At 75.5% G+C, this 20354-nt stretch carries 11 protein-coding genes; 7 read left to right on the forward strand and 4 right to left on the reverse strand.

Annotated features, from left to right (window positions below; genetic code table 11):
* Nucleotides 1-34 precede the first annotated feature (34 nt).
* Entirely contained in the window at nt 35-160 is a 126-nt protein-coding gene (locus tag ACFWOG_RS15325) for a hypothetical protein (RefSeq protein ID WP_329951307.1), read from the forward strand.
* Between the two features lie 91 nt (nt 161-251).
* On the opposite strand, the gene ACFWOG_RS15330 is transcribed toward ACFWOG_RS15325, so the two are convergent.
* From ACFWOG_RS15330 to ACFWOG_RS15345, 4 genes are all read right to left on the reverse strand, one after another.
* Nucleotides 252-812: a hypothetical protein gene (locus ACFWOG_RS15330; protein ID WP_329951308.1), complete on the reverse strand. Its 561-nt coding sequence runs from the start codon at nt 810-812 to the stop codon at nt 252-254.
* Nucleotides 813-1429: 617 nt separating this feature from the next.
* Nucleotides 1430-2278: a helix-turn-helix domain-containing protein gene (locus ACFWOG_RS15335; protein ID WP_380358570.1), complete on the reverse strand. Its 849-nt coding sequence runs from the start codon at nt 2276-2278 to the stop codon at nt 1430-1432.
* Between the two features lie 27 nt (nt 2279-2305).
* Nucleotides 2306-2830: a DUF6879 family protein gene (locus ACFWOG_RS15340; RefSeq protein ID WP_329951310.1), complete on the reverse strand. Its 525-nt coding sequence runs from the start codon at nt 2828-2830 to the stop codon at nt 2306-2308.
* Entirely contained in the window at nt 2799-3044 is a 246-nt protein-coding gene (locus tag ACFWOG_RS15345; protein WP_380358573.1) for a hypothetical protein, read from the reverse strand. The genes ACFWOG_RS15340 and ACFWOG_RS15345 overlap by 32 nt, the downstream gene beginning before the upstream one ends.
* Before the next feature lie 158 nt (nt 3045-3202).
* On the opposite strand from ACFWOG_RS15345, the gene ACFWOG_RS15350 reads away from it, so the two are divergent.
* The 6 genes from ACFWOG_RS15350 to ACFWOG_RS15375 form a co-directional block, all read left to right on the forward strand.
* On the forward strand, nt 3203-3421 hold the full coding sequence (locus ACFWOG_RS15350; RefSeq protein WP_380358576.1) for a DUF397 domain-containing protein: 219 nt from the start codon (nt 3203-3205) through the stop codon (nt 3419-3421).
* A 129-nt stretch (nt 3422-3550) separates the two neighbouring features.
* Nucleotides 3551-7753 (forward strand): CHAT domain-containing protein, encoded by a 4203-nt coding sequence (locus ACFWOG_RS15355; protein ID WP_380358579.1) that lies wholly within the window; start codon nt 3551-3553, stop codon nt 7751-7753.
* A 438-nt stretch (nt 7754-8191) separates the two neighbouring features.
* Entirely contained in the window at nt 8192-11560 is a 3369-nt protein-coding gene (locus tag ACFWOG_RS15360) for an amino acid adenylation domain-containing protein (RefSeq protein WP_380358582.1), read from the forward strand.
* A complete protein-coding gene (locus ACFWOG_RS15365; protein ID WP_380358585.1) occupies nt 11557-17271 on the forward strand; it encodes an amino acid adenylation domain-containing protein in 5715 nt (1904 codons plus the stop codon). Before ACFWOG_RS15360 ends, ACFWOG_RS15365 begins: the two co-directional genes overlap by 4 nt.
* On the forward strand, nt 17268-18809 hold the full coding sequence (locus tag ACFWOG_RS15370; protein WP_380358588.1) for a class I adenylate-forming enzyme family protein: 1542 nt from the start codon (nt 17268-17270) through the stop codon (nt 18807-18809). Before ACFWOG_RS15365 ends, ACFWOG_RS15370 begins: the two co-directional genes overlap by 4 nt.
* Nucleotides 18806-20354 (forward strand): condensation domain-containing protein (locus tag ACFWOG_RS15375; protein ID WP_380358590.1); only part of this gene is annotated, 1549 nt, incomplete at its 3' end. The genes ACFWOG_RS15370 and ACFWOG_RS15375, both read left to right, overlap by 4 nt.

Below are 20354 nucleotides of genomic sequence, written 5' to 3' on the forward strand. Positions count from 1 at the left end.
GCCCGCCGGTTCGGTGAGTTGGAACCCCAGGTTCTTGGGCCTGCTCCAGCCGCCGGGCGACGCGGCTGCGGTGCAGGCCGGGGCGGCGCTCCGCTCCGGCCCGCCGCCCGCGTACGCCGCCGGCGCGGAGTTCGACCCGCTCCGCGACGAGACTGTCTGATCACGGCTTGCCGGTCGGGCTCGGTGCTGGCCCACATGGTTGGTCCTGGAGGTGAGGTTGCCCCCGGCCCGTCTGCGGCAGAGGACCGGTCCTAAGGCTCGATGAGACGGACGTACACGCCCTCGCCGAGCGGCCCGAACCCGTGGCGTTCCCAGGCGCGCCGGAGCCTGGCCACGGCTTCCTCGTCGGGCCTGCGGACCTCGGGGTCCTCGGACTCGAAGCTGCACGGTTCGTCCGGCCCGTGGTCGTGGATCGGAGCCGGGTAGCAGAGTGCGAGCGTCCCCGGGACAGCCAGGCGGCGGAGGGCCTCGACCGCCAAGCGCATCCCGACACCCTTCCCCCGCCACTCGGCCGAGACCTCGACCGACTCCAGCAGGAGCAGCAGCGACGGCCGCAGCTCGGCCAGCGACGGAGAGAGCCCGCCGTCCTCGGTGAAGATCACCCGCGGGATGCGGTCGAGAAGTCCCGGGTCCACCCCCAGCGCCTCGCGGGGATTCGGCGTGACACCAGGGATGACACGGGTGATGTCGGCGGTACCGAAGATCTTGGCTCCGTTCTCGTAGAAGCTGGCCCGCCACCGGTCCGCGTTCCTCGACCAGTCCGCGTCGGCGAAGTGGCGCGACTCGTACGAGATGACCAGACGGTCGGCCATCGGTGCTCTCCCTTGCAGTGGGGGGCAGGCCCCTCGCCAACACGCAGGAGGGGCCTGCCAGTGTGCCGGCAGTCGCTACTTCGACGGCTGCGCGGGCTTCTCCTCGGCGGGCTTGCCCGCGTGCTTCGGCGGGGGCTTCTCGTTGCCCTTGTGCTTGGACACGATGATCTCGACGGGCATGGGCGGGCTCCTCCTACTCGGCGGGGACGGTGTTGGCGCTGTCCGGCGTCGTGGGACCGGGCGGACGCTCGGGCGGGGGCGTGCTCATACTGGTACCTCCTCACACTGCGGGGTTCCCGGTCACCGGCAGGTGCCCGGGCCGTCCGGTGTTGCGGATCCCGCTCCGGCCGGCTGCCTGCCAGGGACGGCGGCCGGAGCGGGAATCTGAGAGGCCCACAAGGGCCGGTTCTGCGCCCACCGGGGAAACGGGCGGCGGCAGGCCGTCCCGCGCGCGGCGTTGGCCCGCCCACAGGCCGCCGATGCCGAACACCGGGGCGGCGTAGGGGTCTATCAGCGCAGCCGGGGGTCTCCTTCGCCGTGGCGGTGGGGGGTGCGTGATAGACCGTAGGGAGTCGGCTACAGGCGGTGCCAGGAAATTGCGCCCAATTGCGCCGGGATCAGCGCAGGGCGTCTATCGCGCTGGTGAGCAGTGCGCGCGCTTCGCCGCCGTAGACCGCCATCTGCGACAGGGCCAGGAACGCGGCTGCGTAGTCTCTGACCTCCCTTGGCTCCGTATGCCTGAGATAGCCCACCGTCAGCTCGACGGAGACCAAGGCGTCATCAAACATGTAGAAGTCTTTGGCTGGAGACCGCGCACGGTCCGGCCGTGTCGGAATGATTCCCAGGCTGATGCTCGGAGAAGTGCTGACGGCTATCAGATGCCCGAGCTGGCCAGCCAACGTATCCCCGTCGCACACCGCCCCGCGTAGGACTGATTCCTCCAGCACCAAGGCAAACCGACGCGGGCCGGAGAACAGCATCCGCTGACGCTCCATTCGAGCCTCAACAGCGGCCTCCACATCGTCAATGGCGACTCGTGAACGCTGGATCGCCCGCAGGACGGCCGCCGTGTACTCCCGGGTCTGCACCATGCCGGGGACGACCCTGCTGGCGTACACCCGGAAGTGCCGCGTGCGCTCGTACAGGTCGAACACCGACTCCTGGGCGGCTCGCAACCCGGTGCGCTCCATGCGCCGCCACTCGGTGTACAGCGAGTCCACGGCCCGCGCGGCTGCGATCAGGTCCGGGATCCGGCCCTCCGCGCCGCAAGCGCGGCACCATGCCCGGAGATCGTCCTCGGACGGCGCAGCCTTGCCGCTCTGGAGCCGGGAGGTCTTGGCGGGGTGCCAACCGCACCGGGCAGACAACTCCTCGCCCTTGAGTCCCGCATCCTTTCGGAGCTCCGTGAGGCGGTTGGCCAGGGCCTTTCGAGCAGCGACAACGCTGGACGATGGCGACGACGACATGTGCTGACTGCCCGGTGTCCGCTGGAATCAAGTGATCTTGTACTGGTCGTGCGGCGTGGCCCGTTCCCACACGGCCTCGAAGGCGAGGGAGCAGAGTTCGACGGCCGCCGGGTCCTCGGTGGCCTCGTTCTCCAGCCAGTCGCCGTTACCGGCGAAGTGACCCCATACGACAAGCTGGCCGTCGATCAACCAGAAGTCGTTGCCAGGAAGGGCGAGCGTGGATGCCAGGCGGCGCGGAAGCCACCGGACCTGCTCGCCCGCAGCGACGTTGGGGAACGTCACGTCGTACTCGTACCGGATGTACTCGCTGACCGGCTCGGACACGATCCGGGCCCGACGGATCTCCACACCGCGCGAGACTGCCTCGACGACGACGTCGAGCCAGGGCCGCCACCATGCCGGCCGGTCTGCCGGATCATGCCGAACACCCTGTCGCCATGCGTGGAGCGCCGGATCGCCAAGCATGTACCCGTCGCGCATCTCCAGGTGAACTGCCGAGTGATGAGCTGCCTTCAGCAACTCATCGGGCCTGGTCACCGCCGTCCGAGACATCGCACGCCTTCCTGACTGCATCCACCACGTGCGCAGGCATCCGGACGACGTTCTCGTAGTCCGGGACGTTGCCCGCAGCATGGACCTCCTCCTCGGTCCTGGTATCGAGGCGGTAGCCCTGGATCACCAGATCCCTGGTCTCTTCGTCGACGAAGATGGTCGGGGAGTTTCCATCCGGGGACTTGTCGTCCTTCCAGATCAACCGTAGTGCCACCGCGCCCTCCTGCGTCCAGGTAGTTGCGTCTTCTTGCAATACAGTCACTCCTGCTGAAGGCCAGGGCGTCAAGAGGGCGCGCGAGCAAGCCGGGAGCCGAGGAGCGACGAAGGCCCCGACCGCCCAATTCGTCGGGCGGCCGGGGCTGGTGTGCTGGGGTGGTCGGATGCGGTTGCCCCAGCGGTGGGCGGCGAAGCTGCGGGCGGCTCCGCCGGGGAGGGTGTGGCCGTCGAGGAAGTCTTCCGGTGGTCAAGAGCTACGATCGGCTCCAGATCCGTGACTCGAAGGACCCCGACGGGCCCGCTCTCCGCTTCCCCGCCGATGCCTGGCGATCCTTCGTCGCCGCCGTCCGGGCGGGCGAGTTCGGCGGTATCTGAGCAGTGCCCCGGCCCGGCCGTCCGGTGTGCCGGGCGGCCGGGCCTCTCCGTGCCGCTTGTTGTTGACCGGGGGCGGGTGGTGCGGTTGTCTGCCGTGGACGGGTGGGCGACGGGGGAGGTCATGTTCCGGTGACGGTGCTCGACGAGGCCGCGGCGTCGGTCGCACGCGGGCGGAGACTGCTGGACGAGTACGACGCCGAGGCGGATCCGAGGCGCGAGTCCGTCCTTCTCTCCGGTGCGCTGACCGCCTTCGCCTCCGCGCGCGGGCTGTTGGAGCGGGCCGGGGCGGCGGCGCCGGCACAGGCGTCGGCCGAGGTGCGGTTCCTGCTCGGGCTCACCCTCTCCGTCCGGTACTGGCGGGCCGCGGCGCAGCCGGACTTCGCGGAGGACCAGGAGATCAGGTCCGCCGTGCTGGCCGAACGGACTTCTGCCGTCGAGCTGTTGACGCTCGCCGTGGCGCTCCTCGATCCCGGTGCGCCGGAGCGTGCGGAGGCCGCCGGTCGGCTGGGGCTGCTGCTGCACGTACGCCACGAGGACGTGCTGGCCGACGCCTCGGCCGACGGGGACGCCCGCGCGGACGACCTCGACCGGGCCGTCGAGGCGCTGCGGCTCGCCTGCCCCGTCCCGGTCCCGCCCGGTCCCTGGCGGGCACTCGCCGGACGGGATCCGTCCGACGAGGCCGACTACGACGACCAGGACCCGGGCTTCCTGGCCAACCTCGGCTGTGCGCTCGCCGACCGGCACGACCGCGACCTCGACCCCGCCGACCTCGCTGCCGCGAGCGCCGTCCTGGAGGGCGTCCTCGGCGGGTTGCGCCCGCCGCCGTGGACGGACGCCGACGGCCCGCCGTTCCGTCCGGCCCCGGACACCGAGCCCGGCCCGGTCGACCTGGCCGAGCCCCTCGAACTCGCCGTCCGGGAACGCCTCGCCCTCCTGCTGGTCGGGGACGAGCGTCGCGCCGCCACGCCCGAGCAGGAACTGCGCGTCGAACGGGCGGTCATGCACCTGGAGTTGATCGCGGCGACCAGCGCGCCGGACGACCCCTACCGGTTGCGGGCCTCGCTCAGCCTGATCGACCGGTACTGGGAGCGCTGCGACGGCACGATCCGGCCGGAGGACGTGGACCACCGGCTGGCCCGACTGCGCGATCTGCGCCGACTGCTCCCGCCCGAACACGAACTGGGCGGCACGGTGCGCTGGTTGCTCGGTGGCGCGCTGGCCGGACTGGCCCGGCTCGACCGCTACGTGGCGACCGAGGAGGCGCGGGAGTCGGTGGAGGTGCTCCGCGAGGGCCTGACCGGCATGGCCGGGGACGACCCGGTGCGGCCGGCCTCGCACGCGATGCTCGGCACCATGGTGAACGCGATGCGCGAGCACGACCCGGAGACGTACCGCACCGAGGAGGCCGCCCACCACCTCACCGTGGCCGTCGACTCGATGCAGGAGGAGGATCACGGGATCCGCCGCAGTGACATCCTCCAGCAGCTGGCCCACGCCTCCATCGTGCAGGGCGAGTTCTCGACCGACCTGGGCGCGGTGGACCGGGTGATCGGGCTGCTGGACGAGTCGCGGGCGAAGCCCTCCGGCACCCAGTGGTCGGAGGACCACCTGCACGGTTCGCTGGCGGCGGCGATGAGCAAGCGCTTCGCGCTGACCAACGAGATGGCCGACCTGGACGCCGCGATCCGGCACGAGCGCGCCGCGTTCCGCCGGGCCGCACCGGACGACGTCAACCGGGCCGTCTACCTGGAGAACCTCTCGGTCAGCCTCTACCAGCGCTTCCTGCTCGGCGGGGACTACCAGGACCTGGAGGCCTCCCGCCGCTACCACGCCGAGGTGCTGGCCTTCCTGTCCCGTTCGCAGCACGCCGGGGTGGACCGGCTGGTGGCGCGTGAGCTGCCGACCCTCCAGCGCACCCGGCTGATGCTGGAGTTCCAGGACGCGATGACCGGCCGGGACACCGGGCGGATGGGCCGGGTGGTGGCCGAGCTGGAGCCGCTGGTGGCGGCGGTCCCGGTGGACGACCCGCTGTACCTGCTCGCACGAGGCGACCTCGGCGCGGTCACCTTCATGCACGCCCTCTTCACGGCCCCGGACCGGATCGTCGAGGCCGTCGGCCTGATGGTGGAGGCGGCGGAGGAGACGCCCGCCGGGCATCTGCACAAGGCGGTGCTGACCATGCGGGCGGCGTCGGCGCTCGGTCTGCTGGCCCTCTATCCGGTCTACTCGGAACACCGCGTCGGCGGCGCCCTGACCTACCTCGACGAGCTCGACAGGGCCGTCGACCCGGCGAGCCTGGAGGGCACGCGCGGACAACTGCTGCGGGCGATGCTGCTGATGATGCGGTACCGCCACGCGCGGCTCCCGGCCGACGCCGTCGCGGCGCTGGCCGCCGCGGGGGCCGTCCGTGACCGGCTCCGGCGCGGGAGTCCCACCCAGTTGCTCGCCGCGGCGACGATGCTGGTGGCCCGCGTCCACCGGCAGCGCCTCGGCCCGGACGACCGCCGGCTGGGCCGCGAGTTCGGCCTCGCCGCGCTGCGTGAGACGGCCGCCGCCACGCTGCTCCAGGCCGCCGCCGCCCCGGCCCTCGTGGTGGCCAGGGACGCCGCCGCCCAAGCCCTGTCGATCGCCCACTGGTGCCTGGCCGACCTCGATGCGGTGGGGACGGGAGAGGAGCCCGGGGAGCCGTCCGCCCCGGACGCCGCGACGCCCCACCTGCGGGCCGCCGTGGAGGTGCTGGAGCTCGGCCGGGGCCTGGTGCTGCACGCCTCCACCACCACGACCGACGTCCCCGACCTGTTGCGGGCCGCCGGCCGCGAGGATCTCGCCGCCGCCTGGGCGGTGGGCGGTGAAGCCGGTGACATCGCCTCCGTCGGTTCGCTCGATGCCCTGCTCGGCCTTCCCGGCACGCTGCTCGACTCGCTGCCCGGCGGCGCTGCCGTCCCGATGCCGGACGACCTGCGCCGCCGCGCGGTCGCCGCGCTGGCCGACTCCCCGGCCGGCACCCTGCTCATGGCACCACCGTCGGTCGAGGAGATCGCCCGGAGCCTGCGTGCGGCCGGAGCCGACGGCCTGGTCTACCTGCTGCCGCCCGGCGAGGGCCGGAGCGGTCAGGCGCTGCTGGTCACGGCGGCGGGCACGGGCGGTGTCGAGCTGGTGCCGCTCAGCCTGGTGAGCTCGGACGCGCTCGGCCCGCGCGGTCCGCTGACCGCCTACCGGCGGGCACACGTGGATCGGCAGGCCACCCTGGGCGACCACCCGGCCGGCCACCCGGACCGGGTCGCCGCCCGGCGCCGCTGGCAGGCCACCCTGGCGGAGCTGTGCGACTGGTCGGGCACCGCCGTCCTCCGGCCGCTGCTCCGGCACCCAGCGCTGCGATCGGCCGGCAGCGGTGGGGTGGCGGGCGGGCTGCCCCGGCTGGTCCTGGTGCCGTTCGGCGAGTTCGGCGGCGTTCCCTGGCACGCGGCGCTGCTGAGCAGCGGACTGCGCGACGGCAGCCGGCCGGTCCGCGCCCTGGAGCGGGCGGTGCTGTCGTACGCCGCCTCGGCGCGCCAGTTCTGCGAGGTGGTCGGGCGGCCCCGGCTGCCCCTGGGCGAGCGGCCGGTGATCGTCGGCGACCCGACCCGCGAGCTGATGTTCGCCGAGGTCGAGGCCGAGTACCTGCACGCCGACTACTACCCGCACGGGACCCTGCTCGGCTACGTCGAGGGCGCCGAGGGCGCGGGGACGGCGCGCGAGGTGCTGGCCGCGCTGCCCGCCCCGGGGCGGGCCGGGGCGTCGGTCCTGCACCTCGCCTGCCACGCACTGCCGTCGGGCGGCTCCCCGCTGGACGCCTACCTCGGCCTGGCGCCCGAACCGGGGCCCGTCCGGTCCGGCGCGGAGGACGCGGGGCGGGCGGCGGGCCAGGACGGGCAGGACCCCGCGCGGAGCGGCCGGCTGCCGGTCGGCGACATCCTGCGGCAGGCCCAGGGCCGCCCGCCGGGCTCGCCGGGCGGGCTGGTGGTGCTGGACGCCTGCGTCAGCGACCACACCGGCGGCGACCTCGACGAGGCGCTCACCCTCTCCACCGCGTTCGTCGCCGCCGGGGCCACCGGGGTGATCGGCTCCCGCTGGGAGGTGGTCGACGAGATGGTGTGCGTGCTGATGTACGTGTTCCACGGCCGGCTCGCGGAGGGCGATCCGCCGGCCGAGGCGCTGCGCCGCACCCAGCTGTGGGCGCTCCGACCGGACCGCCGGCTTCCGCCGGGAGCCCCGGCGGAGCTCGTCGCGCTCGCCCGCCGCGACACGGCTGCCCTCGACGTGTGGGCGGCCTTCGCGTACCAGGGCGCGTGACGGGCGGTCACGGCCCGTCGGTGACCGCCCGTCAGGCCCGGCGGGCCCGGCCCTGACCCGTTCCGAGGGCCGGGGGTGCGGCGGCGGGGCGCGGCTGTGGACGGCGTGAAGGGCCGGGCGGAGGGGCGCGCGGCACCGGGGCGGCGTCCGCGGCGGGGCCGTCCAGACCTGTGTTTCGGGCGGCTTTCCGCCGTTCACGCCCGGATCGGACCCCTTCGCCCTGGCTGTCCCACCCGTCCCACTGGTCCCACCGGTCAAGCTGGTCCAGACCATTGACGCCCCCTTGGGGGCTCCCTAGCATGATCCGCACTGCGGCGGCCATACGGGGGCCCGCCGCCTTCGCCGAGCGCGCAGCTCCCTCCCACCCACACAGGGCACGCGGCCGAGCCATGTCCCAGACCCGCCGTCCCCTCTGCGGGGCGGGTACCGAGGAGCACCATGTCCAGGACCGTCCAGGAGCCCGAGCACCGGCCTGCCCAGCCGTCCGCGCCCGGCAGCCCGACCACCAACGACGCCGTCAACGCCACCGCCACGTCCACCGCCACCGCCACCGCCACGTCCGCCGTCCTCACCGTCGGGCAGGAACGCCTCTGGTTCCTCGACCAGATGGACCCGGGCGACCCCGCGTACAACATCCCGCTGGTGCTGCGCCTCACCGGCGAGCTGGCCCCGGAGTCGCTGCGCGCCGCCCTCGACGGGGTGGTCGCCCGCCACGAGGCGCTGCGCACCCGGTTCCCCGCCGAGGACGGGCGGCCGGTCGCCCTGGTCGACGCGGCGGCGCCCGTCCCGCTCGACGAGATCGACCTGCGCGGACGCCCCACCGAGGAGACGGCCGCCGCGCTCGCCGGACGCACCAACCGCGGCTTCGACCTGGCCGCCGGACCGCTGCTGCGCGCCGCCCTGCTGCGCACCGCCGACCGCGAGCACGTGCTCTGCCTCGTCCTGCACCACATCGCCGCCGACGGCTGGTCACTCGGCCTGCTCCGCACCGAACTCGCCGACCGCTACGCCGCGCACCGCGCCGGACGGCCGCTCGACCTGCCCGCCCCGCCCTCCTACGCCGCCCACGCCGCCGCCGAACGCGCCTGGCTCGCCGGCCCGGAGGCCGCCGGAGCGGTGGCGTACTGGCGCGAGCGGCTGGCCGGCGCGCCCGCCCTGGAGCTGCCGCTGGACCGGCCCCGGCCCACCGGGCCGGGCAGCACGGGCGCCTTCCACACCCGGATCCTGCGCGGCGCCGGCCCCGAACTGGAGGCCTTCGCCCGCGCTCGCCGGATGACCCCGTTCATGGTGCTGGCCGCCGCCTACCAGGCGCTGCTGCACCGCTGCACCGGCCAGGACGACTTCTGCGTCGGCGTGCCCACCGCCGCCCGCACCACCGTCGAGAGCGAGTCGACGGTCGGCTACTTCTCCTCGGCCCTGGTGCTGCGCGCGGACCTCGCCGACGCGCCGACCTTCGACGCGCTGCTGCGCCGGGTCCGCAGCGACTGGCTGGGCGCGCTCGGCCACGGCCGGGTGCCGTTCGAGCAGCTCGCCGAGGAGCTCCGGCCGGACCGCGACCCCGGCCGGACCCCGCTCTTCCAGACCCTGCTGACCGTGCACACCCAGCGCGGCGGAGCGCTGGACGAGCACGCCTTCGCTGACCTGGTCTGCGCCGAGACGGACGGCGGCCACACCGCCGCCAAGTTCGAACTGGCCCTGGACGTCCGGCCGGACGGCGCCGACCTGCAGGCCGTGTTCGGCTACCGGACCGACCTGCTGGACGAGGAGTGGGTCGTCAGGCTCGGCCGCCGCTTCGAGACCCTGCTGCGGGCCGCGCTCGCCGACCCGGACACCCCGGTCCACCGGCTGCCGCTCCTGGACGCGGACGAACGCGCCGCCCGGGCGGGGGAGTCCACCGGACCGGCGCTGCCCGACCACCCGGCCACCGTGCTCGACGCGATCGACCTCGCCGCGGCGGCGGAACCGGCGGCCGTCGCGCTGGTCGGACGCGACGAGACCCTCGACCGGGCGCAGCTCGCGGACGCCTCCCGCGCCCTGGCCGCCCGGCTGGCCGCCCACGGTGTGCGGCGCGGCGACCTGGTCGCGTTCTGCCTGCCGCGCGGGCCGCGCGCGGTGGTCGCGATGCTGGCGGCCTGGCGGGCCGGCGCCGGCTACCTGCCGCTCGACCCGGAGTACCCGGCCGCCCGGCTCGCCTTCATGCTCGCCGACAGCGGCGCCGCGGTGCTGGTCACCACGGACGGCGCGCCCGTCGACGGCCTGACCACCGCGGTCCCGGTGATCCCCGTCCTCCCCGCCCGCCCGGTCCTCCCCGCCGACGCGGACGGCCGCGGCGGACCGGCCCCGGACGTCGCGCCCGCGCCGCCCGCGCCCGCGCCGCTCGCGGCCGGGGCCGCCGCCGGCCCGGACGACACCGCCTACCTCGTCTACACCTCCGGTTCGACCGGAACCCCCAAGGGCGTCCTCGTCCCGCACCGCGCGCTCGCCGCCCGGGTCGCCTGGATGCGCGAGGGCTACGGCATCACCGCCGCCGACCGGGTGCTCCAGTACGCCTCGCTCTCCTTCGACACTTGCGCCGAGGAGGTGTTCCCGGCCCTCGCCGCGGGCGCCGCCCTGGTGGTCGCCGATGCCGGAGCCGCACTGCCCGACCAGCTCGCCGAGCCGTCCGCCGCCGGCCTCACCGTCCTCGACCTGCCCACGCCGTACTGGCACCGGCTGGCCGCCGACCTCGACGCCACCCCCTGGCCGCCCGGCTTGCGGCTGCTGATCCTCGGGGCCGACCAGGTCGCCCCGGAGGCCGTCGCCGCCTGGCGGGCCCGCTTCGGCGACAGCGTCCGGCTGGTCAACTCCTACGGCCCCACCGAGACCACCGTCATCGCCACCACCGCCGAACTCACCGCCGCGGACGCCGGACACCGCCCGCCGATCGGCCGGCCGATCGGCGCCACCACCGTCGCCGTGCTCGATCGCCACGGCGCGCCCGTACCGCCCGGCACTCCCGGCGAGCTGGTCGTCGGCGGGGCCGGTGTCACCGACGGCTACCTCGGCCGGCCGGGGGCCACCGCCCGCGCCTTCGTCCCCGACCCGGACGGCCCGCCCGGCGCCCGCCGCTACCGCACCGGTGACCTGGTGCGCCACCGCGCCGACGGCGCCCTGGAGTTCCTCGGGCGGATCGACGCGCAGGTCAAGGTGCGCGGCTACCGGATCGAGCCCGGCGAGGTCGAGTCGGCGCTGCTCGCCCGGCCCGGCATCGGCGAGGCCGCGGTGGTCGCCCGCGGCGACAGCCTGGTCGGCTACGTCGTGCCCGCGCCCGGCGCGGGGGCTCCCGACCCGGCCGCGCTGCGGGTCGCCCTGGCCGCCACCCTGCCCGCCCACCTGGTGCCCAACGCCCTGGTCGCGCTCGACGCGTTGCCGCTGACCCCCAACGGCAAGCTCGACCGCCGGGCCCTGCCCGCCCCCGACACCCGCCCCGACCTGCGCGCCGCCTACCTCGCCCCGCGTACCGAGGCGGAGGAGCTGGTCGCCGAGGTCTGGCAGGAGGTGCTCGGCCTCGACCGGGTCGGTGTCCACGACGACTTCTTCGATCTCGGCGGCCACTCCCTGCTCGCCACCCGGGTCATCGCCCGGATCCGCGGGACGGCCGACCTCGCCGTCCCGCTGCGCACCCTCTTCACCCACCGCACGGTGGCCGCCTTCGCCGACGCCGTCGAAGCCGCCCTGGTCGCCGAGCTCGCCGCGCTGTCCGACGACGCCGTCGAGGAACTGCTCGCCGCGCAGGACGCCCTGGAAGGGACCGCAACGCCGCAATGAGCACCGACATCACCATCTCCGCCGCCGGGGCGGGCGCGCCCCCGGCGGACCCGTCGCCCATCGCCCCGTCGCCCACCGCCCCGCCGCCCACCGGCGAGGCCCCTGCGGTCACCGTCCCGGCCCGGGCGGCCGAGCCGCCGGCCGCCGGTCTCACCGCCGCGAAGCGGGAGCTGCTCAGCCGGCGGCTGCGCGCCCGCACCGCCCCGCGCGGGGCGATCCCGCGCCGCGCCGCCGACGCGCCCGTACCGCTCTCCTTCGCCCAGGAACGCCTCTGGTTCATGGAGCAGTTCGCACCGGGCACCGCGGCCTACAACATCCCGGTGGTCCGGCGGCTGCGGGGGCCGCTGGACGCCGGAGCCCTGCGCCGCGCCCTGGACGCCTCCGTCGCCCGGCACGAGACCCTCCGCTCCCGGTACCCGGCCACCGAGGACGGCCGCCCGCTGCTGGCCGTCGACCCGGCGGGCCCGGCCGCCTTCACGGTGACCGACGCCGACGGCGAGGCGCACGCCGAACGGCTGGTCGACGAGACCTCCGCCGTCCCGTTCGACCTGGAGAGCGGCCCGCTGCTGCGTGCCCTGCTGATCCGGCTCGCCGACGACGACCACGTCCTCCTGCTGGTCGTCCACCACAGTGTGGGCGACGGCTGGTCCAGCGAGGTACTGCTCGGCGAGATCCTCCGCGGCTACGCCGCGTACGCGGCCGGCCGGCCCGACCCGCTGCCGGAACTCGCCGTCCAGTACGGTGATTTCGCCATCTGGCAGCGCGAGCGGCTGAGCGGCGGTCGGCTCGCCGCCGAGGTCGCGCACTGGGGCCGGGAGCTGGCCGGCGTCGAACCGCTGGAGCTCGCCTTCTCCCGCCCCCGGCCGCCGCGCCAGACCTTCGACGGCGCCGGCTACGGCTTCGCGGTCGACCGGGACCTGCTCGACCGGCTCACCGCGCTCGGCAAGCAGCACGACGCCACCGTCCACATGGTGCTGCTGGCCGCCTTCCAGGCCCTGCTCGCCCGGTACAGCGGGCAGCGGGAGTTCGCGGTCGGCTCGCCCGTCGCGGGCCGCACCGAGCCCGAACTCGAAGCCCTGGTCGGCATGTTCGTCAACGTGCTGGCCCTGCCCGCCCGCCTCGACGGCGACCCGGCCTTCACCGAGCTGCTCCGCCGCACCCGGGAGACCTGCCTGGAGGCCTACGCCCACCAGGAGTTGCCCTTCGCCCAGCTGGTCACCGAGCTCAAGGTGCCCCGCGACGTCACCCGGCCGCCGGTCTTCCAGGCCGTCCTCGCGGTGCAGAACTACGCCACCCAGCGCGACGGGATCGACGGACTGCCGGTGGAGGTGGAGCCGTTCGGGGTGCGGGCCAGCGGCACCCGGTTCGACCTGGAACTCTTCCTCCAGGAGTGGCCGCAGGGCCTGCTCGGTTCGTTCAACTACAACACCGACCTGTTCGCCGAGGGCGACATCGCCCGCCTCGCCGGACACCTCGGCCGGCTGCTCACCGCCGTCGCCGCCGATCCGGACACCCGGCTGTCCGCCCTCGGCGAGCTCCCGGAGGCCGAACGCGGCTTCGAGATCGACGAGTTCAACGACACCGCCGTGGACCGCCCGGCCACCACGCTGACCGCCCTGGTCGCCGAACAGGTCGCCCGCACCCCGGACGCGGTCGCCGTCGCCTTCGAGGGCAAGCCCGTCCTGACGTACCGTCAGCTAGACGCGGCCGCCGACCGGATCGCCGCCCGCCTCGCCGCCGAGGGGATCGGCCCCGGCAGCCTGGTCGCGGTCAGCGCCGAACGCTCGCCCGAGCTGGTCGCCGGCCTGCTCGGCGTGCTCCGCGCCGGCGCCGGCTACACCCCGCTCGAACCGGAGTACCCGGCCGAGCGGCTCGCCTTCCTGCTCGCGGACAGCGCCGCACCCGTCCTGCTCACCCAGCGCGGGCTCCCCGTCCCGGACGGCTGCACCGCGCGCGTCCTGCTGCTCGACGACCCGGCCGAGTGGCCCCGGGCGAGAACCCGGACCGGCGGTCCCGCCGGTCCCGTCGGGCCGGACCCCGACGACACCGCGTACCTGATCTACACCTCCGGCTCCACCGGCCGCCCCAAGGGCGTCCCCAACACCCACCGGGCCATCGCCAACCGCATCCGGTGGATGCAGGACGCCTACCGGATCGGCCCCGGGGACGCCGTCCTGCAGAAGACCCCGGCCGGATTCGACGTCTCCGTCTGGGAGTTCTTCTGGCCGCTCACCACCGGCGCCAGGATCGTCCTCGCCAAGCCCGGCGGCCAGAAGGACAGCGGCTACCTGCGGGACCTGATCGTGCGGGCCGGCGTCACCGTCGCCCACTTCGTCCCCGCCATGCTCACCGTCTTCCTCGCCGAGGACGGCATCGAGGAGTGCACCGCACTGCGCCGCGTCGTGTGCAGCGGTGAGGCCCTCCCGCCCGACACCGCACGGGAGTTCACCGGCCGCCTGCCCGGCTGCGCGCTCGCCAACCTGTACGGCCCCACCGAGGCCGCCGTCGACGTCTCCGCCTGGGAGTGCGAAGGCCCGCTGGAGACCGTCCCGATCGGCCTGCCGATCGACAACACCCGCCTCTACGTCCTGGACGAGGCACTCCGGCCGGTGCCGCCCGGCGCCCCGGGCGAACTCCACATCGGCGGCCCCGCCGTCGCCCTCGGCTACCACCGGCGACCCGGCCTCACCGCCGCCCGGTTCGTCCCCGACCCCTACGGCCCGCCGGGTGCCCGCCTGTACCGCACCGGCGACCTCGCCCGCCGCCGGCCCGACGGAGCCCTCGAACACCTCGGCCGGATCGACCAGCAGGTCAAGATCCGGGGCCTGCGGATCGAACCCGGTGAGACCGAGGCCGCCCTGCGCGCCCGGCCCGGCATCGCCGACGCCGCCGTGGTCGTGCGCGAGGACCGGCCCGGCGACAAGCGGCTCGTCGGCTACCTCGTCCCCGAGCCCGGCGCCGACGAGCCCGACCCCGCCGCCCTGCGCGCCGCGCTCAAGCGGACCCTCCCCGACCACCAGGTGCCCACCGCCTTCGCCGTCCTCCCGGCGCTGCCGCTGACCCCCAACGGCAAGCTCGACCGCCGGGCCCTGCCCGCGCCGCGCCTGCGCCGCGACGCCGGCGCCACCGCGCCCCGGACACCCGCCGAGCGGGTGCTCGCCGAGATCTGGGCCGAGGTGCTGGGCCTGCCCGAGGTCGGCACCGACGAGGACTTCTTCGACCTCGGCGGCCACTCGCTGCTCGCCACCCAGGTGGTCGCCAAGGCCCGCCGGCGGCTCCCCGAGGCCGGGGCCCGCCCGGTCAGCGTGATGGACCTCTTCACCTGCCGCACCGTCCGCGACCTCGCCGCGCTCGCCGCCCTCGACGAGCAGGACCGCGGCCCGCGCCGCCTGCTGCACCGGCTCACCCGGCCCGTCCCCGCCGACCGCCGCCGGCTCACCCTGGTCTGCGTCCCGTACGGCGGCGGCAGCGCCGTCGTCTACCAGCCCGTCGCCGACCTGCTGCCCGCCGACACCGAACTGTGGGCGGTGGCCATCCCCGGCCACGACATCGGCGTCACCGAGGAACACCTGCCCTTCGACGAACTGGCCGAGCAACTGGCCGCGGAGGTCCGCGAACGGGTCGACGGGCCCGTCGTGGTCTACGGGCACTGCGGCGTCGGCACCGCGCTGGCCGTCGCGACCGCCCGTCTGCTGGAGGCTTCCGGGCGGGAGCTGGAAGCGGTCTACGCCGGCGCCCAGTTCCCGTTCGCCAAGCCGCGCAGCCGCGTGCTCACCGCGCTCAGCGGACTCGCCTCGCTGGAGCCGCTGCTCGGCGACCGGGTCTACGTCAACTGGCTCACCGGCATGGGCGTCGACACCTCCGAGCTCGACCAGGACCAGATCCGGTTCATCGTCGGCAACATGCGCCGGGACTCCAAGGCCGCCGAGGCGTACTTCACCCGCGCCATCGCGGAGGTGGCCGCGGGCGCGCCCCGGCTGCGGGCGCCGCTGGTCTCGCTGGTCGGCGACCACGACCCGGCCGCGGACTTCTACCAGGAGCGCTACCGCGAGTGGCTGCTGCTCGCCGAGCGCTCCGCCGTGGCCGTGCTCGACCAGGGCGGTCACTTCTTCGTCAAGTACCGGGCCGCCGAGGTCGCGGAGGCGGTCACCACCGTGCACCGCGCGGTGCTGGCGGGGGAGACCGGTGACCTGCCCGCCCGGGCGCCGGAGAACTCCTGGTGGTTCCACGGCGAGACCGGCCCGCTCACGCCGGTCGCCCCCGACGCCGCGGTCGACCCGGACACGCCGCTCGCCCCCGAGGCCGCGCCGGCCCCGGCGGAGCCCGACGGCCCGCAGCCCGGCCTCGGCCGCTTCCTCGCCGTCGCCACCGGCCAGCTGGCCTCCATCACCGGCTCCGCGCTCACCGAGTTCGCCCTGCCGATCTGGATCCTGCTGGAGACCGGCTCGATGGCGCGGTACGCGCTCTACGCCGTCGTCGCCATGCTCCCCGGCATCCTGGTCGGCCCGCTGGCCGGCGCCCTGGTCGACCGCCTCGACCGGCGGAAGGTGATGCTCGCGGGGGACGTCGCGGCCGGGGCCACCCAGGCCGCGATGCTCGCCCTGCTGCTCGCCGGGCAGCTGCACTCGTGGGAGGTGTACGTCCTGCTCGGCGTGCTCTCCGTCGCACTCACCTTCCAACGCCTCGCCTACGCCTCCGCGGTGCCGCAGATCGTCCCCAAGCAGTACCTCGGCCATGCCAACGGGATCGTCCAGCTCGCCTTCGGAACGGCGCAGTTCGTCGTGCCGCTGGTGGCCGTGGCGCTGATGGCGGCGATCGGCCTGCGCGGCATCCTGATCATCGACGTGGCCAGCTACGTCCTGGCGATCGGCATCCTGCTCGCGGTGCGGTTCCCCCGCACGCTGCCCTGGACCCGGCGCGAGTCCCTCACCGCGGAGATCAAGCAGGGCTTCGGCTGGTCCTGGCGCAACCGGGGCTTCCGGGCCATGCTGCTCTGGTTCGCCGGGCTGAACGTCTTCCTCTCCCCGCTGTTCCTGCTCATCACGCCCATGGTGCTCGCCTTCGACGACCTGGACGGCGCCGCCCGGGTGGCGGTGGCCGGCGGCGCGGGCGCGCTGCTCGGCGGCGTCACCATGGGCTTCTGGGGCGGACCGCGCCGGCACCGGCTGCGCGGGATGCTGGGCCTGGCCGCCCTGCTCGCCCTGGCCGGGGCCGTCACCGGTCTGAACGCCGGCCTCTGGGTGATCGCCGCGGGGGCGTTCGGGATGTCCTTCGCGCTCTCCCTGGTCAACGGTGTCTACTCGACGATCGTCCAGGTCAAGGTCCCGCAGCGGTTCCACGGCCGCGTCTTCGCGCTCAACACCCTGGTCGCGTGGTCGACCCTGCCGCTCGGTCACGGCGTCATCGCCCCGCTGGGTTCGGCCGTGTTCGGCCCGCTGATGGAGCCGGGCGGCGGGCTCGCCCCGGTCTTCGGCCCGCTGATCGGCACCGGCCCCGGGCGCGGCATCGCCCTGATGTACGTGCTGTTCGGCCTCGCCATGCTCGTCCTGGTCGCCGTCGGACTGCGGCTGCCCGCGCTCGCCCGCTTCGACCGGGACGTGCCCGACGCCGAACCGGACGACCTGGTCGGGCTGCGCGAGCGGGCCCGCCTCGCGGCCGACCGCCGGGCCGCGACGGAAGCCGCGGACCGGGCGAAGGCGGGCGCCGCGTGAACCGCGCCCCCGCCACCCTGCCCGAGCTGCTCGCCCACCGGGCCGCCGCCCACCCCGGGCGGACCGCGATCGTCAACGGCCCCGACCGGCTCGACTTCGGCGCCTGGCAAGCCCGTTCGGGAGCGCTCGCCGGCGCGCTGCGCGCCGCCGGACTCCGCTCCGGCGACCGGGTCGGCCTGCGCCACGGCACCGCCGACTGGGCGGCCTACGCCGTCGCCCACCTGGCCGTGCTCCGGGCCGGCGGCGTCGCCGTCCCGCTCTCCGACCGGCTCGCCCCGGCCGTCACCGCGCACGCCCTCGCCGACTCCGGGGCCCGGTTCCTCGTGCACGCGGCGGCGGACGCCCCCGCCGCCGCGGACGGGGTGACGGCCCTCACCGAGGCGGACGCCGCCGACCACCCCGCCGATCCCGGCCTCCCGCCCGCCGATCCGGCGGCCCCCGCCCAGATCCTCTACACCTCCGGCACCACCGGCACGCCCAAGGGCGTCACCGCCACCCACGCCAACCTGGCGTACGGCTGCACCCTGGACGAGCGCCGCCGCCCGCTGCGGCACTCCACGGCGTTCCTGCACTCCTTCCCCGTCGGCACCAACGCGGGCCAGACCATGCTGGTCAACGCGCTCAACGCGCACGCCGCCTGCATCGCCGCCCCCCAGTTCACCCCGCTGCGGTTCCTCCGGCTGATCGCCGAACACGACGTCGGCAGCGTCTTCCTCGTCCCCGCGACGGCGATCGAACTGCTCGGCTCGGCCGCCCTCGCCAAGGCAGGGGCGGACGCCCCCGGTGCGCTGGACGGCGTCAAGCTGGTCGGCTCCACCGCCGCGGCCCTCCCGCAAGCGGTCGCGCTGGCCCTCGGCCGGGCCTTCCCGCACGCCCAGATCGCCAACTACTACACCTCCACCGAGGCCGCGCCCGCCCAGGTCACCCTGCTCTTCGACCCGGAGCACCCGGAGTCGCCGGGGCAGCCGGCCTCGCTCGCCGACCTGCGGATCACCGACGCCGACGGCCGGCCGCTGCCGCCCGGCGAACCGGGCGAGCTCTGGCTCCGTTCGCCGACTGCCCCGCGCGGCTACCTCGGCGAGCGGGACACGACGGTGTTCCAGGGCCGCTGGGTCCGGATGGGCGACCTCGGCCGGATCGACGCCGACGGCTTCCTCCACCTGCTCGACCGGGAGAAGGACGTGATCAAGTCCGGCGCCCACAAGGTGTCCACCCTCCAGGTCGAGAACGCCCTGCACCGCCACCCGCTGGTCGCCGACGCGGCCGCGTTCGGCATCCCGCACCCGGTGCTGGGCAGCGTGGTCGCCGCCGTCGTCGTGCTCGCCCCCGGCGCCGGGGCCCCCGGCGCCGGGCCCGAGCACGCGGCACCGACCCCCGCCGAGCTGCGCGCCTTCCTGCTCGACCGGCTCGCCGCGCACGAGCTTCCGGCCACCGTCCTGTTCCGCGACGCACTGCCCCGCAACGAGGGCGGGAAGGTCCTCAAACGCGAACTGCGCCGGCTCCTGACGACCCACGAGTCCCCCGAGGCACCCCGATGAGCACCCCCCTCAGCCCCGCCCAGCACGGCATCTGGCTCACCGAGCAGACCCTCGACGCCGGCGCCGCCTACCACCTCGCCGTCACCGTCGGGTTCGACGGCCCGCTCGACGTCCCGGCGCTGGCCGGCGCCTGCGCCGCGGTCGCCCGCCGGCACCCCGCGCTCGGCAGCCGGATCGCCCCCGACGGCACCGCCGTCCTGGCCGGTCCCGCGCCCGAGCTGCGGGTGGCCGACTGCGGCGAGGACGAGCTCGACAAACTGCTCGCCGACGAGACGGCCGCCCGCTTCGACCTGGTCGCCGGGCCGCTCGCCCGGTTCGGCCTGTACCGGACCGGGCCGGGCCGGCACGTCCTGCTGGTGACCGTCCACCACCTCGCCTTCGACGGCGAGTCCAAGGACCGGCTGGTCGCCGACCTCGCCGCCGCCTACCGCGGTGACCTCCGGGAATCGGCGCCGCCCGCCCCCGCCGCGGCCGAACCGGCGCCGCAGGACGTCGCGGACGCCACCGCGTACTGGGCCGACCGCTGGCGCGAGCCCGGTGTGCCGGTCCTGCCCGGGCTGCGGCAGCCGGCGGACGGCGGAACCGCCCCCGGGCCCGGCGCCGCCGTCCCCTTCCGACTGACCGGCGCCCGGTACACCGCGCTGGCCGGCACGGCCGACCGGCTGGGCGTCACCCGCTTCGAGCTGCTCACCGCCGCCTGGCACGCCCTGCTGCTGCGCTACGGCAACCGGGCGCCCGCCACCGCCCTCGAACTCTCCGTCCGACGCCCCGGCGAGGAGACCGCCGTCGGCCTGGCGGTCAACGAACTGCCGCTGTTCACCGAGCCGTCGGCCGGGCAGCCGTTCGCCGCCTTCGCCCGGGCCGTGCGCGGGGAACTGCGCACGCTGTACCGGCACCGCACCGTGCCGCTCGGCCGGGCCGTCCGCGGCCTCACCCCGCGCACCGCGCTCACCCCGCTCTCCCTCAGCTACCGCCGCCGGCCCGCCGGCACCGCGGGCCCCGGCTTCGCCGCCGCGGGCACCACGGCCGGGGACCTCGCCGCGACGGTCCGCTGGACCGGCTTCGCGGGCACCGCCCGCAACCTCCTCCACCTCCAGTTCGTCGACTCCGAGGGCGAGTTGACCGGAAGCCTGCAGTACCGGACGGAGGCCCTCGCACCGGGTGTCGCCGAACGGATCGCGGGCCACCTCACCACCCTGCTGGACGGCGTGGTCGCCGACCCCGCCACCCCCGTCGGCGACCTGCCGCTGCTGGGTCCCGACGAACGGGCCGCCCGGCCGGCCGCACCGGCGCCCCGTCCCGAGCTCGCCGAGGACACCGTCCCCGTCCTGTTCGCCGCCCGCGCGGCGGCCACCCCGGACGCCGTCGCCCTGGTCGCCGACGGCGTCGCGCACTCCTACCGCGAACTCGCCGCCCTGGTCGCGCACGCCGCCGCCGCGCTCACCCGGCACGGCGCCGGCCCCGGCACGCTGGTCGGCCTCGCGCTGCCGCGCGGCCGGGACCAGCTGGTCGCCGTCCTCGCCACGCTGGCCGCCGGCGCCGCCT

It is taken from the genome of Kitasatospora sp. NPDC058406, assembly GCF_042722765.1.
Lineage (GTDB): Bacteria > Actinomycetota > Actinomycetes > Streptomycetales > Streptomycetaceae > Kitasatospora.

Excerpts from the sequence above, each read along its gene's own strand:
- ACFWOG_RS15330 (WP_329951308.1), bottom strand. The coding sequence starts at position 812 with ATGGCCGACCGTCTGGTCATCTCGTACGAGTCGCGCCACTTCGCCGAC.
- ACFWOG_RS15335 (WP_380358570.1), bottom strand. The coding sequence starts at position 2,278 with ATGTCGTCGTCGCCATCGTCCAGCGTTGTCGCTGCTCGAAAGGCCCTG.
- ACFWOG_RS15340 (WP_329951310.1), bottom strand. The coding sequence starts at position 2,830 with ATGTCTCGGACGGCGGTGACCAGGCCCGATGAGTTGCTGAAGGCAGCT.
- ACFWOG_RS15360 (WP_380358582.1), top strand. The coding sequence starts at position 8,192 with ATGTCCAGGACCGTCCAGGAGCCCGAGCACCGGCCTGCCCAGCCGTCC.
- ACFWOG_RS15365 (WP_380358585.1), top strand. The coding sequence starts at position 11,557 with ATGAGCACCGACATCACCATCTCCGCCGCCGGGGCGGGCGCGCCCCCG.